This window comes from Octadecabacter sp. B2R22, from assembly GCF_018861045.1.
In the GTDB taxonomy this organism is placed as follows: domain Bacteria; phylum Pseudomonadota; class Alphaproteobacteria; order Rhodobacterales; family Rhodobacteraceae; genus Octadecabacter.
This window is the reverse complement of the sequence record NZ_JAHKQJ010000007.1, coordinates 186,330-200,711: the sequence shown is the minus strand read 5'-3', so window position 1 is coordinate 200,711 and position 14,382 is coordinate 186,330. Positions and strand designations below refer to the sequence as shown.

General features: G+C 54.6%; 13 protein-coding genes. 10 read left to right on the top strand and 3 right to left on the bottom strand.

The features are described from left to right. The first annotated feature begins 28 nt into the window (after window positions 1–28). From KO486_RS06425 to KO486_RS06385, 9 genes are all read left to right on the top strand, one after another. Window positions 29–754 carry a transporter substrate-binding domain-containing protein gene (locus KO486_RS06425; protein WP_216036424.1) on the top strand — a complete coding sequence of 242 codons (726 nt, stop codon included), beginning with the start codon at window positions 29–31 and terminating at the stop codon, window positions 752–754. 63 nt (window positions 755–817) lie between these two features. After that, on the top strand, window positions 818–1,702 hold the full coding sequence (locus KO486_RS06420) for an ABC transporter permease subunit (protein WP_216037520.1): 885 nt from the start codon (window positions 818–820) through the stop codon (window positions 1,700–1,702). Then, window positions 1,702–2,514 (top strand): ABC transporter permease subunit, encoded by an 813-nt coding sequence (locus KO486_RS06415; protein ID WP_216036423.1) that lies wholly within the window; start codon window positions 1,702–1,704, stop codon window positions 2,512–2,514. The genes KO486_RS06420 and KO486_RS06415 overlap by 1 nt, the downstream gene beginning before the upstream one ends. 6 nt (window positions 2,515–2,520) lie before the next feature. Continuing rightward, window positions 2,521–3,849 (top strand): glutamine synthetase family protein, encoded by a 1,329-nt coding sequence (locus KO486_RS06410; RefSeq protein WP_216036422.1) that lies wholly within the window; start codon window positions 2,521–2,523, stop codon window positions 3,847–3,849. A 66-nt stretch (window positions 3,850–3,915) separates the two neighbouring features. Continuing rightward, window positions 3,916–4,593 carry a type 1 glutamine amidotransferase gene (locus KO486_RS06405; protein ID WP_216036421.1) on the top strand — a complete coding sequence of 226 codons (678 nt, stop codon included), beginning with the start codon at window positions 3,916–3,918 and terminating at the stop codon, window positions 4,591–4,593. Next, window positions 4,590–5,942 carry a glutamine synthetase family protein gene (locus KO486_RS06400; protein ID WP_216036420.1) on the top strand — a complete coding sequence of 451 codons (1,353 nt, stop codon included), beginning with the start codon at window positions 4,590–4,592 and terminating at the stop codon, window positions 5,940–5,942. Before KO486_RS06405 ends, KO486_RS06400 begins: the two co-directional genes overlap by 4 nt. Then, window positions 5,939–7,054: a hypothetical protein gene (locus KO486_RS06395; RefSeq protein ID WP_216036419.1), complete on the top strand. Its 1,116-nt coding sequence runs from the start codon at window positions 5,939–5,941 to the stop codon at window positions 7,052–7,054. Before KO486_RS06400 ends, KO486_RS06395 begins: the two co-directional genes overlap by 4 nt. A gap of 4 nt (window positions 7,055–7,058) precedes the next feature. After that, entirely contained in the window at window positions 7,059–8,366 is a 1,308-nt protein-coding gene (locus tag KO486_RS06390; protein ID WP_216036418.1) for an FAD-binding oxidoreductase, read from the top strand. Between the two features lie 120 nt (window positions 8,367–8,486). Beyond that, a complete protein-coding gene (locus KO486_RS06385) occupies window positions 8,487–9,668 on the top strand; it encodes an aminotransferase class I/II-fold pyridoxal phosphate-dependent enzyme (RefSeq protein ID WP_216036417.1) in 1,182 nt (393 codons plus the stop codon). Between the two features lie 8 nt (window positions 9,669–9,676). Here the strand turns inward: KO486_RS06385 and phaR are convergent, their stop codons facing one another. The 3 genes from phaR to phaC form a co-directional block, all read right to left on the bottom strand. Beyond that, window positions 9,677–10,246: a polyhydroxyalkanoate synthesis repressor PhaR gene (phaR, locus tag KO486_RS06380; RefSeq protein WP_216036416.1), complete on the bottom strand. Its 570-nt coding sequence runs from the start codon at window positions 10,244–10,246 to the stop codon at window positions 9,677–9,679. A gap of 189 nt (window positions 10,247–10,435) precedes the next feature. Next, complete coding sequence (locus tag KO486_RS06375) at window positions 10,436–10,882, bottom strand: Phasin (protein ID WP_216036415.1); 447 nt, start codon at window positions 10,880–10,882, stop codon at window positions 10,436–10,438. A gap of 210 nt (window positions 10,883–11,092) precedes the next feature. After that, complete coding sequence (gene phaC / locus KO486_RS06370; RefSeq protein ID WP_216036414.1) at window positions 11,093–12,907, bottom strand: class I poly(R)-hydroxyalkanoic acid synthase; 1,815 nt, start codon at window positions 12,905–12,907, stop codon at window positions 11,093–11,095. A 175-nt stretch (window positions 12,908–13,082) separates the two neighbouring features. On the opposite strand from phaC, the gene phaZ reads away from it, so the two are divergent. Further along, window positions 13,083–14,381: a polyhydroxyalkanoate depolymerase gene (phaZ, locus tag KO486_RS06365; protein ID WP_216036413.1), complete on the top strand. Its 1,299-nt coding sequence runs from the start codon at window positions 13,083–13,085 to the stop codon at window positions 14,379–14,381. Window position 14,382: the final 1 nt, after the last annotated feature.

The following is a 14,382-nucleotide window of genomic DNA, read 5'->3' as shown; positions in this document are numbered from 1 at the left end:
AACAAACTAACCAACTTGGAGTAACCAAATGAAAAATATTGTTCTGGCGACGGCTGCTGTCGCACTGACATCCACAATGGCACTGGCTGAAAGCCATTCCGTTGTACGCATGGGGACCGAAGGCGCATATGCACCTTGGAACTTCATCAACGACGCTGGCGAAGTTGACGGTTTCGAGCGTGAACTCGGTGACGAGCTGTGTGCACGTGCTGAATTGACATGTGAATGGGTCACAAACGAGTGGGACAGCATTATCCCGAACCTCGTGTCTGGCAACTATGACACCATCATCGCAGGTATGTCCGTGACAGCTGAACGCGACGAAATCATTGATTTCACACAAGCTTATACACCTGCTGACCCATCCGCCTACCTTGCGCTGGATGCGGATCTGGATGTTGAAGGCGCTGTTGTCGCGGCTCAGACTGGGACAATTCAGGCATCCTTCATCGCTGACCAAGGTTGGACAGTCGTTGAATTCGCTACACCGGAAGAAACACTCGCTGCTGTTCGCGGTGGCGAAGCTGATGCCGTTCTGGCAGATCAGTCTTTCCTCGCCGGTGCTTTGGAAGGCCAGTCCGAATTGGTCATGCTTGAGCGCACAGAAATCTTGGGTGGCGGCGTTGGCATGGGTATCCGTGAAAGCGACACTGAGCTGCGCGAAACATTCGACGCGGCAATCCAGTCCATGAAAGACGACGGCTCCCTGAACGAATTGATCGTTAAGTGGGAAGTTGCGTCTACTTTCGAATAATAAATAATGTGCCCGCCCTTCTTGTCAGGGCGGGCACACTCCTAACCTTGGATCGAACATCCTATCTTTGAATTTTGCGCAGATCCCGACGTCCTGGGGACGTTCCAATGGCTCAGCTGCTACCTGACCACAGGCAAGCATATAGGGTTCTATTGGTCGTTTCTAACAGTTTTGACGTTGTTGGCGATCACTGCCCCGCTCGCATTATCATTCGGATTTGGCGGCGCGATGGCCGCCCGCAGCAAAATCGCGCCCGTATCGTGGTTTGGCAAAGGCTACATCGCAATCGTGCGCGGTGTACCTGACATTGCGTTCTTTCTGTTCTTCGTGATCGCATTAGATCAGGGCATTGAATACATCCGCCACCAGATCAAATGCCCTGACTGGCCCGACGCTATCCGCCAAGGCAATGACTTTATCGTCTGCACGGCAGCTAAAATGCCGCTCGGCAATGCTCCGCAATGGGTGCATGAGACCTACGGTTTCTTTATTGCCGTATTCACCTTTGCGATCGTTTTTGGTGCTTTTGCGGCCAACGTTTTGTTTGGCGCGATGAAGGCTGTCCCCAAGCCCCAAATTGAAACCGCGCAGGCCTATGGCATGAACACCCGCCAGACATTCTGGCGCATCATTGTGCCGCAGATGTGGGTCTATGCCCTGCCCGGTCTTGGTAATCTTTGGATGGTACTGATCAAGGCGACGCCGTTGTTGTTCCTGCTGGGTGTTGAGGACATCGTTTATTGGGCGCGTGAACTTGGCGCGACCAAAACACCGCAGTTCACCAGCTACCCCCACGGCGACTGGCGCATGTGGTATTTCTTGGCGTTGCTGGTTTTCTACCTCGCGTTTACGCGTGTGTCTGAAATTGCATTGGATCGCACGATGCGCCGTTTGACACGCGGTCAGGCAACATCGGGCGGCGAAGCCCAACGTAGGGTGGCTGGCTGATGGAAGAGTGTTTTCAAACCATATCAGACTATGCCTTCCGCTCGATCGGGTTTGGTGAACGGCTATTGCCACGGTCGGATTTCACACTGTGCCAACAGTTCACGTTGATCGGGTCAGGCATGATCTGGAACGTGTATTTCGGCGTAATTGCATTGGTCTCGGGCTTCTTTTTGGCAACCGCTGTGGCTCTTGGGAAAGCTGCGAAGAACCCTGTGATCCGTAAAGCATCTGAGTGGTTCATTTTCCTGTTCCGTGGCTCGCCGCTGTTCATCCAATTCTTCTTTGCCTACTTCTTCTTTCTGTCGCTCAAGGGGCAGTTCGCCTTTTTCAGCCCCTTCACCGCCGCATGGCTTGGAGCGCTGATCGTACTGTTCCTCAACACCGCCGCCTACTCGGGAGAGATTTTCTATGGTGCGTTGCAGTCCATCCCTAAAGGCGACACCGAGGCCGCCGACGCCTATGGGTTATCTGGCTGGACCCGTTTTCGCCGTGTGATCTGGCCGACCATGCTGCGCCTTGCGTGGCCCGCCTACACCAACGAAGCAATCTTTTTGTTCCACTCAACCACGTTGGTCTATTTCAGCGGATTTCCAGCATGGCAGCAAAAGGGCGATGCGCTGTATTACGCGAGCTTCTTTGCGGACAAGACGTTCAACCCGTTCGTACCCTACCCCATTTTGGCGTTCTATTTCATCCTCGTGACGCTTGTGATTATCGCAATAATGGGGCGTATTGGCCGACGTTTGAACCGCCACCTGCCGCAGGATGCCCCCCGCCCCAAGTTCCGTTTTCGTCCTCAAATCATCAGGTAACCCTTTATGTCATGGCTTCATGAGAACCCCGATATCAAGACAATCCGCGTTGCAGCCGCAGACCTGAATGGCATTGCACGCGGCAAACGTATTCCAGTGCGGTTTGCTGATAAGATCGAAGAAGACGGAACGCGGCTTCCGTTGTCAGTGCTGAACTTGGATATCTGGGGCGAAGACATCGACAACAGCCCACTGGTATTTGAAGCAGGCGATCCGGACGGTGTGTGCCTGCCAACCAATCGCGGTTTCATTCCAATGCCATGGCTCGATAGCCCATCGGCGCTTTTGCCGATGTGGATGCACCGCGAAGATGGCCGCCCCTTTGAGGGCGACCCCCGCCATGCGCTGGCCGCCGTGTTGAAACGCTACAAAGACCGCGGGCTGACGCCAATCTGTGGCACGGAACTTGAATTTTACCTTGTGGATGACAGCGGCAAGGACCTTGCTGTGGTCCCGTCCCCTCGGTCTGGCAAACGACGCCCGGGTGCGGAAATCCTGTCCCTGCGCGCACTCGATGCCTTCGATAACTTCTTCACGGCGTTTTATGATGGCGCAGAGGCCATGGATATCCCCGCCGAGACAGCCATTTCCGAAGCGGGTCTTGGCCAATTTGAAATAAACCTGTCTCATGGCGGCGCGATGAAAGCTGCGGATGATACATGGCTGTTCAAACTACTAATGCGCGGGCTTGCGCGTCAGCACGGGTTCGCCGCCAGCTTCATGGCGAAACCCTATCCCGAATACTCCGGCAATGGTCTGCATGTGCATTTCTCGGTGCTTGATGAGGACGGGAACAACATCTTTGACAACGGTGGCGACGAAGGCACCCCAGCTTTGCACCACGCTATTGCTGGCTGCATGTCGGCCCTGCCCGCATCGGCGCTAATCCTTGCCCCGCATGGCAATTCTTATGACCGGTTGGTCCCGAATGCCCACGCACCTACATCGATTTGCTGGGCTTATGAAAACCGCACAGCGGCAATCCGCGTACCTGGTGGTCACCACAAAGGCCGCCGCATTGAACACCGTGTCGCTGGCGGGGACGTGAACCCCTACTTAATGCTGGCGGTCGTCTTGGGCGCCGCTCTGAACGGTATCGAAGACGCGATGGACCCGCCCGCGCCAATCACGGGCAACGCCTACGACCAAGGCCTGCCGCAGCTCCCCGCCAGTTGGGCCGAAGCCATTGATCGCTTTGAAACAGACCCCGAGATCGCCCGCATATTTCCGGCTGAATTGATTAACAATTTCGTTGCGACAAAGCGGCAGGAGTTAAAGGCCTTTGCGGACCTAAGCCCCGAAGAACAGGTTGATTTATATTTGGACACTGTCTAGCGCGGCACGGGTTGTGTGACAGCCCCCCTCGGACTAAGTTAGAGCCAAGCTAAATACTGGTGTTTCATGAAAATCGGCATATTGCAGACAGGCCACTCTCCGGACGAACTCCGGGATGTGTTGGGCGACTATTCCAACTTGTTTGAACGCCTTCTGGACGGTCAAGGATTTGACTTTGAGACATTCAACATTGTTGACGGAGTGTTCCCTGAGGCAGTGGACGTCTGCGACGGCTGGTTGATTACGGGCTCCAAACACGGCGCTTACGAGGACCATCCTTGGATTCCCCCGCTCGAAATCTTGATCCGCGACATTTACGCAGCGGGCCGGCCTTTGGTTGGTATTTGCTTTGGCCACCAGATCATCGCGCAGGCGTTAGGCGGTAAGGTTGAAAAGTTCAAAGATGGCTGGGCCGTGGGGCACCAAACCTATAACTGGCAGGGTGAACAAGTGTCCTTGAATGCATGGCATCAAGATCAGGTCACGCAGCTCCCTGACGGCGCGCGGCCTATCGCGTCCAACAGTTTTTGCGAAAATGCGGCAGTGGTTTATGGCGACAAGGCCTTTACCGTGCAGGCCCATCCTGAATTTGGTTCTGATGTCATCGACGGGTTGATACGCACGCGCGGTGGCGCTGTCCCTCCCGAACTTATCGCGCAGGCACAAGAGCGTCTGAACGCCGATGTGGAAAACGCCCGATTGGCGGCGCAGATCGGGGCATTTTTGAAAGGCCAATCCGTATGAGCTGGATGACCAAAATCCCACAAGCGGCCCGCGACTATCTGGAAGCCAATCGGCTAGATGAAGTGGAATGTATGATTTCCGACCTGCCCGGCATTGCCCGCGGTAAGGCGGTTCCGGCTGGAAAATGGGAAAAGCAAACACAGTTCCACCTGCCAGAAAGCATCTTCTTCCAGACCCTCACGGGCGGTTGGGGCGAAGCGGCCGGTGATGCGGGCTTTACCGAACCTGATATGATCCTGAAGCCGGATTACAACACGGCAACAGCGGCCCCATGGGCCGAGGACGGAACGTTACAGGTGATCCACGACGCGTTTGCGACCAACGGTGATCCGATCCAGTTTTCGCCGCGCAATGTGCTGAAACGTGTTGTGGCCCTATACGAGGCCGAAGGTTGGACGCCTGTCGTCGCGCCGGAGATGGAATTCTTCCTCGTCGCTCCAAACACGGATCCAGCCAAACCGATTGAACCTATGATCGGTCGTTCCGGACGTCCTGCCGCTGCGCGCCAAGCCTATTCCATGACTGCCGTGGACGACTATGGGCCCGTTATCGACGACATCTATGAATTCGCTGAAATCCAAGGCTTTGAGATTGATGGCATCACCCAAGAAGGTGGCGCTGGTCAACTTGAGATCAATCTCAACCACGGTGATCCTGTTGAACTCGCCGATCAAGTCTTCTTCTTCAAACGTCTGCTGAAAGAAGCCGCGCTTAAACACAATTGCTTTGCCACCTTTATGGCCAAGCCGATCGAAGACGAGCCCGGAAGCGCGATGCACATCCACCACTCGATCCTTGATAAGGATGGCAACAACATCTTCACGGGCCCTCAGGGTGGGGAAACGGATGCGTTTTTCCAATTCATTGGCGGTTTACAGGAATACCTGCCAAGCGTCGTCGCCATCATGGCCCCCTACGTGAACAGCTACCGCCGTTACGTGAAAGACCACGCCGCCCCGATCAACCTTGAATGGGCCCGCGACAATCGCACAACTGGCCTGCGCGTTCCGCTGTCTGATCCCAAAGCCCGCCGAATTGAAAATCGCCTCGCGGGGATGGATTGCAATCCATATCTTTGCATCGCAGCGTCACTGGCCTGTGGTTATCTTGGCATCAAGAACGAACGTTGGGCGGACAAACGATACAACGGTGACGCCTATGAAGGCGACGGTGAGTTGCCTCAAGGGTTGTTCACAGCGCTTGATCTGTTTGATGCAAATACGGAAATGCACGACATTCTCGGTCCAGATTTTGCTCGGGTCTATTCGATCGTCAAACGCGCCGAATACGAAGAATTCCTGCAAGTCATCAGCCCGTGGGAGCGTGAACACCTCCTGTTAAACGTATGATTAAACTCGCTTTCACCGCCGTAATCTTACTTGCTGGCATTCTGACGTTTTCAGCGTTCTACCTTGCCAAGGGGAGCGAGGGGCAGCCGACCGAAATCACCACGGGCACCCCTGATGGCCCCAGCCCAGCCGCGCAAGCACCCGACACGCCAGAAGTTGAAAAGCTGTTCTTCCTGCGCGGGATCGATTTTGAGATCGGGGAAATTACGCTGGTCCTGTTTCAGGCCGGACCGGATCACGAGCGCCTGATCATTCGCGATCAAGACGCCCTGCTTGCGGCCCAAGACAAGGCTTTTGTGAACACCACAACGCCGGACGGCGAAGAAGCCGGTAGCTTATTGCTCAATATGATGGGCGCCCCGTCGGAAGAAACCATCGCACAGATTTTCCGGGATGATGTCCTTATTGCTGCGGTGAGCTGCCCCAGTTCGTCTTGCGGTCATTTCGCCGACAGCTCGGATATCAATTACGCTGGGCTGACGGATATCAGTGTGCCCCATCAGACCATCAACGACGAATTCAGCACTTATGAGACCTACATCGCGACGATCGAAGGCATTGCGAACGACCCAAATTATATGTTGTTGGATCAACGCCCGCTGGTCGATTTCCCACTGGCACAAAGGCCTGCCCATCTGATTGTTGAACTGCCCAATGTCATCACCGATGATGCCTCGTTTGACCCGACATTGCACGAAGCCTTGGTGCAAACCGCAATCGTGCCATTGCTGCCTGACGGGGCAGATTTGGACTGGGTGCAGATTACCGACCAAGGGCCTGCCGTTCTGGCGGACAAAGACAACAATCACCCAGTGATGGCAGGCGGCGTTCCTATCGTCTTTACAGACGCGCAGTTTTATTCAGTTCGCGCCCGCATCAACGGCGTCACGACCCTGCCGACAGATGTTTATAACGCCCTGACCCAAGCCAGCCTGCGGCAGGTCGATATCGACGCCGCCTTCCCCGACTTCGTGACAAGCCGCCTGCAAACCGATTGCGTCGACTGCTATCTTCTAAAGGTTGAGGGCGGTTATTCCGATGAAGCCCACGCCTTTGATTGGCGTAGCGAAGCCTATTATCTGAACTACTACGACCTACGCGAGGCACCGTAACATCATGTCAAATGCTCTGTATCGCAATGACCGTCCCGGCGCGTTCCCCAAAAGTTGGTATGCAGCCACAGCAGACATTCCAGCCGAACGCCCTGCCCTAAAGGGCCAACATACGGCAGACGTTTGTATTGTCGGGGCTGGGTTTACGGGATTGATGGCGGCTTTGGATCTTGCAGAGGCGGGCATGAAAGTCATCGTTCTGGACGCGCACCGTGCAGGCTGGGGAGCGTCCGGGCGCAATGGCGGACAGGTTGGTAGTGGTTTCAACAAGGACCAGCGCTGGCTGTCTGCACGGTTGGGCAAAGGCCCCGCCAAAGCACTATGGGACATGACCGAAGAGGCCAAGGACCTGCTCAAGGCAAAGGTCGAAAAACACGCACCAGAAGCCCGTTTTCGGTCTGGCGTCGCCCACGGTGCCTATGACGCCGTGGAAGCCCGAGAGCTGCGCGATGAGGCTGAGTTCCTACGACGCACTTACAACTACGACGACATCGAGGGTCTGACCCGTGATCCGTTTCAAGCCATTGTTAAATCGCCCCATTATCAAGGCGGTTTGATCGACCGCGGCGCGGGCCACATCCACCCGCTGCGTTATGCGCTTGGGCTTGCGAAGGCCGCAGAACATGCTGGCGCCGAGATTTATGAACGATCCGAAGTGCACCATATCGACGACGGCGCGACTGTGACTGTCGCAACAGGTCAAGGCCGAGTACAGGCACCCTTCGTGATTTTGGCCGGCAACGGATATTTACCGAACCTCAAACGCAAGGTCGCGGCCCGTACGATGCCGATCAATTCGTTTATCGCGGCAACTGAACCCTTGGGCGATCGTGCCAAGGACGTGTTGACGCAAGATATCGCGGTCGCAGACAGCAAATTCGTCGTAAACTACTTCCGCCTCTCCGAGGACAATCGCCTGTTGTTTGGCGGGCGTGAAAACTACGGCGTCGGATTTCCGCAAAACATCGAACCTGCCCTGCGCAAACGGATGGAACACATGTTCCCGCAGCTTGAAGGCATCGGCATCGATTACACGTGGGGCGGCACGCTTGGCATCACGCCATCACGGCTGCCACTTGTCACACGGGTCGCGCCAAATATCGTGAGCGCGGGCGGGTTTTCCGGCCACGGCGTTGCGCATTCTGGGTTTGCAGGCCGCCTCATGGCGGAAGCCGTGCGCGGTCAGGCGGAACGGTTTGACGTGTTTGCAAGTCTCCCGACACCTGCCTTTCCGGGCGGAACAATGCTGCGTGCCCCGCTGCTGGCGGCGGCGATGTCATGGTATTCCTTAAGGGATCGCTTGGGCTTTTAATCAACTGGCGCAACAATGCAACGTTACATTTGAAATGTAATTCTTGCAAAACTACCGTAGCATTGACCCTGCTTCGTTCCTATAAGGTTGGCAAAACGCAACTGAGGAAAGTCGAGCAAGATGACCCAGATTCCCAATGTTTACGACGCAGAACCCATCCCAGCCACCGCCCTAGACGAGGTTATGAAACTTCTTACATCCGCGGACCTGTTTCGTTACACGGCTGCCGAAAATGCGCCTGTTTCCTTGCTGGAACAAGAGTTCGCCGCGATGATGGGCACCAAATATGCACTGGCCGTGTCCAGCTGTTCCGCTGCCCTGTTCCTCTCTCTGAAAGCCTTGGACCTGCCGCGCGGTGCGCGTGTTTTGATCCCTGCATTTACCTTCGCGGCTGTACCGTCATCGGTTGTCCATGCAGATCTTGTCCCGCTTTTGGTGGAATGCGGCGACAATTACCGCATCAACATGGACGATTTCGCGGCCAAGCTGCCGCAGGCCGATGCCGTATTGATTTCACACATGCGCGGCCACACCTCGGATATGGATGCGATCATGACCCTGTGCGATGCGGCAGGCATTCCAGTGATCGAAGACGCGGCACATAGCCTTGGCACGACGTGGAACGGCCGCAAGATCGGCACGATCGGGCGGATCGGTTGCTTTAGCTTCCAAAGCTATAAGATGATCAACGCGGGCGAAGGCGGAATTTTGGTTACAGATAACGCCGACTTGGTGGCACGGGCGATCATAATGTCCGGCGCGTATGAGCATACTTGGATGAAGCATGCCGTGCCGCAAAAGGCGATGCAGCACTGGCAGAACAAGCTACCGCTTTACAACTTGCGGATTTCGAACCTGTCCGCAGCGATCATTCGACCGCAATTGGATGAACTTCCGCGTCGCGTGCGCGACGGGTTGCGCAACCATGACCATGTGGCAGAGCAGCTTAACCGTTCACCCTATCTAGACGTCCCTGCACCACTATCTGGTGAGGTACGCGCACCGGATTCCATCCAGTTTAACCTTGTGAATATGACGGACGCCCAAACCCAAACCTTTGCTGCCCAAGCAGCGGACATGGGACTCAAGGTCCAGATTTTCGGCCAATCGAGCGACAATGCACGGGCCTTCTGGAATTGGGAATTCTTGGGAGAAGCGCCAAAACTACCGATGACCCGCTCAATGTTGATGCGGGCCTGCGATGTACGCCTCCCTGCCCGCCTAACGCTGGAAGACTGCGACGTCATCGCGCAAACGCTTGTTACAGCGGTGCAGGACGCTACGTCACAAAAGGCCGCTTAACGGGTCTATTACTTGCCAAGCTTTGAAAGCTTGGCCTGCAATGCGGCAAGTTCAGCTTTGATGTCATCAAGGTCTTCGGCCTTTTCAGCCTTATCACTGGCTGCGCCCTCGGGTGCGGCCCCATCAGCTTGACCGGTCGGCACAATGCCACCAGTCATCGCCTTCATGAACGCTTCTTGCTGGGTCTTCATCGCTTCAAAGCCGGGCATGGTTGCCAATGGGTTCATCGCGCCCATGTTTTCCATCATCTTAGACTGGCGGTCCCGCAACAAATCAAACGACTGCGCAAGAAACTGTGGAACAACGGAAATGCTTTGGGATGTGTAAGAGCGAACCAAATCGGTCAGAACATCAACCGGCAGCACACTTTCGCCGCGGCTTTCGTGTTCGGCGATGATTTGTAGGAGGTACTGGCGGGTAAGATCATCACCGGATTTCAGATCGACGATCTGCACTTCACGCCCTTCACGAATGAACGCTGCGATGTCTTCTAAAGTCACGTAGTCGCTGGTTTCAGTATTATAAAGCCGCCGACTTGCGTAGCGCTTGATGAGTAAGGGCTGTGATGTGTTGGCCAACGCGTGCTCTCCCTAGCAAATGTTGCAGTGCAGAGAAGCCTATGCCGCATATGCGCAAATGGAAAGGCCCCTGTGAAACCGCCTATTTGCATCAAACATAAAAAAGCCGCGCTGCCGGGAGAGGGACAGCGCGGCTTCTTTCTAACCGCAGCGTTTAGGGAGGAGGAAACGCGCGATCTATTCAGTCACTTACTTGGAAGTGGCTTTTTTAGCAGCAGCAGCAACATCGTCAGTTGCTTTTTTAGCAGCAGCGGACATGTCTTCGCCCATGTCTTTGCCAGCAGCCATCAGAAGCTCAAGAGTTTCTGTCTGAACTTTTTTCGCGATTTCAGCGAAAGCAGCCATGTTTTCAGCAGCAGCTTCAGCGGAAGCGGATGCGAAATCAGTTACGGATTTGGCGTAGTCAGCTGGCTCTGCTTTAGCGGAAGCAACTGTTGTGATTTTCGCCAGTGTGTCCTGAGCCCATTTTGCGGAAATCTCAGTGGATTTCTTTGCAGCGTCGATGGAAACAGCGGACAGTTTCTCGGAGAGAGCTGTCTGTGTTTTGTACGCATCTTCGAATGCTTTTGTGTCTACTGGAAGTGCGCCCATAACGTCTTTGAGTACGGCGGTGAAATCTTGTGTCTTAGCAGCCATTGTGGTGCTCCTTGAATTAAGTGCCGGATCATTCCAGCGTTTCTGCGTCTGCAAACAACCTACATGCTGCAGCGCAGCATTTCAAGTTTTTTTCTGCAGTGCAGCATAAATTCAATTTGTCGCACCCTAACGGTTTGATTTAAAACAAAAACAAGGCGGAACCCCGCAACCCATGCGGGAAATATCGAGACTTTTATGCGAAAATTCACCCTACCCGCGAGCGACATAGGTCCCCGGAGCAGGTGAAATAGGCGGGTGAGTCGCACTCCCAGGAGCGCGGGCGTCGACCTTTTTGCCCGACTTCTTCGCCAACCACGCGCCCCACATCGGCCACCACGATCCCTCATGCGCCTCTGCACTCGCTTGCCAGTCGTCCGGAGACAGGCTCAGGTCAGTGTTTGTCCAGTGACCGTATTTCTTCTTGGACGGCGGATTCACGATGCCCGCGATATGGCCCGACCCTGACAAGACAAACGTCTTGTCCTTGGATCCAAATTTTTGGACCCCACGAAATGACGATTTCCAAGCGGCAATGTGATCGCTTTCGCAGGCAATGGCGAACAAAGGCACATCGACGTCCCCGATCTTTGCCACACAGCCAGCCACTTCAAATCCGTCGGTCGCGAACTTATCGTCCTGACACAGCCCACGCAGGTATTCGACTGTCATCTTCCCCGGAAGGTTCGTGCCGTCCCCGTTCCAATACAGCAAATCAAAAGCGGGCGGCGCCTCGCCGAGCATGTAGCTGCGGATCGCGGGCTGATAGATAAGGTCATTGGAGCGCAAGAAACTGAACGTCCTGCTCATATAAAAACTCTCAAGGACACCTGCCTCAGAAATCTCCGCTTCAATGCCGTCTACAAAGTCGTCTTGCAGGAAAACGCCAACTTCCCCGCGATCAGAAAAGTCGGTCAAGGTTGTGAACAAGGTGGCTGAGTTCACGTAATCAAGGCCGCGTTGCTTCATGACGGCCAGCGACAAAGACAACGTCGTGCCTGCAATGCAGTAGCCAACCGCATTAACCTTCTTGGTGCCGCAAATCTCTCGGACGGTCTCAAGCGCGGTGATGTATCCATCTTCAACGTAGTCTGTCATGCCAACATCACGATAGGACGAATCCGGGTTGACCCAAGACACCACAAACAGCGTGAACCCTTGATCGACGATCCATTTAATCAGGGAATTCTGCTCTTTCAGGTCAAGAATGTAGAATTTATTGATCCATGGCGGGAAAATAATCAGCGGAGTGCTGTGCACCTTCTCGGTCGTTGGCGTGTATTGGAGGAGTTCAAACATATGGTTTCGAAAAACCACTTCGCCGGGCGTGGTCGCAAGGTTCTCCCCGACCGTAAACGCGTTCTCATCAGCCAAGGACACTACAAGGTCGCCCCCATGGGCCTCCATATCCGCGATCATGTTCTCCAAACCCCGCACGAGGCTTTCACCCTCGGTTTCGACAGCCTTTGCTAATGCGTCAGGATTGGTCGCCAAGAAATTCGTCGGCGCGAGCATATCAACGATCTGGCCGCTGAAGTATTCCAGCCGCTTGCGTTCCTCATCATCCAAACCCTCCATTTCGGACACGGTTTTGGAGATTGCTTCGGAGTTCAGCATGTATTGCTGCTTGAGAAAGTTGAAATAGGGGTGTGTTTCCCAAAGTTCGTTTTTGAAACGGCGATCTGTCTTGGTGTTATCTGTCGGCGCTTCGAGCTTTCCACTTGCAAGGACTTGTTGTGCTTCGACGAAGTGTTGCAACGTTTTGCCCCAGTACCCCACCTGTTGTTCAATGATCTTTGACGGATTGTGGATCAAGTCATTGATATATGACGACGTCGCCTTCGCATAAAGTTCTGGCGCGGGTCCTTGCAGGTCCTGCGGCACTTTGCGCGCATGCGACATTGTGTTGACCAAGCGCGTGGTCAGCTCTTGAATTCGTTCAAGATTTGCCTCCAGCTTGGGTAAAGCTGCGTCTTTTGCAACGTTATCGCCTGTTGGTTCATCGTTCGTTGAGTCTTTGACCGTCATAATCCTTGTTGCCCCAATCGTTATTTCGTGCATTATGCACTTGCAGCATTTTCTAAGTCCCACTCCCGAATAGCAGGGGGCCGGGTCAAAGTGACCAATATCGTCGCGCTTCGAGGCTTAGGTCGTTCAGACCTTCATCAGTCAGGTAGCGGCACAAGCTTCGGGACGCGAACACATGAAGTATATGGCAACATATGACGTTATGGAAACTATTCGGAACACAAATGAATGGTTAGGTGCCTCTGCGCGTGCCATGGCATCCTATCCTGCCGTCGCAATGTGGCCTGGTCCCGGCATGGAAATGCTGCGTGCTTGGGGTGAAGTCACCGAGCGCAGCTTTTCCCGCATGGTCACAAAACCTGACTGGGGAATCGATAGCGTTCCGGCGGAAGACGGCAAAGACCACGTAATTCTTGTGCGTAAAGTCGTCGAAAAGCCTTTTGGCGATCTCATCCATTTCTGTGCGGTTGGTCGTCAGGAACGCAAACGCAAAGTTTTGCTGGTTGCGCCAATGTCCGGCCACTACGCGACTTTGCTGCGCAAAACAGTGATGTCCCTGCTGCCCGATTGTGAAGTTTACACGACCGATTGGCACAACGCCCGCGACATTCCCGTATCCGAGGGCAAGTTCGACGTTGAAGATTACACACTCTATCTTTCTGAATTCATGAAAGAAATGGGCCCCGACACGCATGTTATTGCGGTCTGCCAGCCGGTTCCTTTGACCCTTGCGGCGACGGCCTATCTTGCCGAGCAAGACCCAGAGGCGCAGCCCCGTTCCCTGACGCTGATCGGTGGCCCAGTCGACCCAGAAGCGAACCACACCGAAGTCACCGACTTTGGCCGCTCTGTGACGATGGGCCAGCTCGAAGAAACCATGATCCAGCGCGTTGGCTTTAAGTACCCAGGTGTGGGCCGCATGGTTTATCCGGGTCTGTTGCAACTGGCATCGTTCATTTCCATGAACAGCGAAATGCACAGCAAGGCCTTCCAGAACCAGATCATGGCTGTTGCAAAGGGCGAAGGCTCCGAACACGACAAGCACAATGCGTTCTATGATGAATACCTTGCCGTCATGGATATGACTGCGGAATTCTACCTTTCTACAGTTGAGCGGGTCTTCAAGAACCGTGAAATCGCGACAAATTCCTTTACCGTGGAAGGCCACAAGGTCGACTTCGCAAAGGTAACAACCGTTGCGGTAAAGATCGTTGAAGGCGAAAATGATGACATCTCTGCGCCGGGCCAATGTTTGGCGGCGTTGGACCTTTTGACCGGTTTGCCAGACAGCAAGAAAGCGTCCCACCTCGAACCGGGCGCGGGTCACTACGGGATTTTCGCAGGCAAAAGCTGGCGCAACAACATCCGCCCGCTGGTTCTGGACTTCATTGACGCAAATTCTGAAGCCCCCACGAAACCGGCAAAAGCCGTCAAAAAACCTGCGAACAAGAACGCGGTCGATAAAGCGAGCTAAC

Excerpts from the sequence above, each read along its gene's own strand:
- KO486_RS06425 (WP_216036424.1), top strand. The coding sequence starts at position 29 with ATGAAAAATATTGTTCTGGCGACGGCTGCTGTCGCACTGACATCCACA.
- KO486_RS06415 (WP_216036423.1), top strand. The coding sequence starts at position 1,702 with ATGGAAGAGTGTTTTCAAACCATATCAGACTATGCCTTCCGCTCGATC.
- KO486_RS06410 (WP_216036422.1), top strand. The coding sequence starts at position 2,521 with ATGTCATGGCTTCATGAGAACCCCGATATCAAGACAATCCGCGTTGCA.
- KO486_RS06405 (WP_216036421.1), top strand. The coding sequence starts at position 3,916 with ATGAAAATCGGCATATTGCAGACAGGCCACTCTCCGGACGAACTCCGG.
- KO486_RS06400 (WP_216036420.1), top strand. The coding sequence starts at position 4,590 with ATGAGCTGGATGACCAAAATCCCACAAGCGGCCCGCGACTATCTGGAA.
- KO486_RS06395 (WP_216036419.1), top strand. The coding sequence starts at position 5,939 with ATGATTAAACTCGCTTTCACCGCCGTAATCTTACTTGCTGGCATTCTG.
- KO486_RS06390 (WP_216036418.1), top strand. The coding sequence starts at position 7,059 with ATGTCAAATGCTCTGTATCGCAATGACCGTCCCGGCGCGTTCCCCAAA.
- KO486_RS06385 (WP_216036417.1), top strand. The coding sequence starts at position 8,487 with ATGACCCAGATTCCCAATGTTTACGACGCAGAACCCATCCCAGCCACC.
- KO486_RS06375 (WP_216036415.1), bottom strand. The coding sequence starts at position 10,882 with ATGGCTGCTAAGACACAAGATTTCACCGCCGTACTCAAAGACGTTATG.
- phaC (WP_216036414.1), bottom strand. The coding sequence starts at position 12,907 with ATGACGGTCAAAGACTCAACGAACGATGAACCAACAGGCGATAACGTT.
- phaZ (WP_216036413.1), top strand. The coding sequence starts at position 13,083 with ATGAAGTATATGGCAACATATGACGTTATGGAAACTATTCGGAACACA.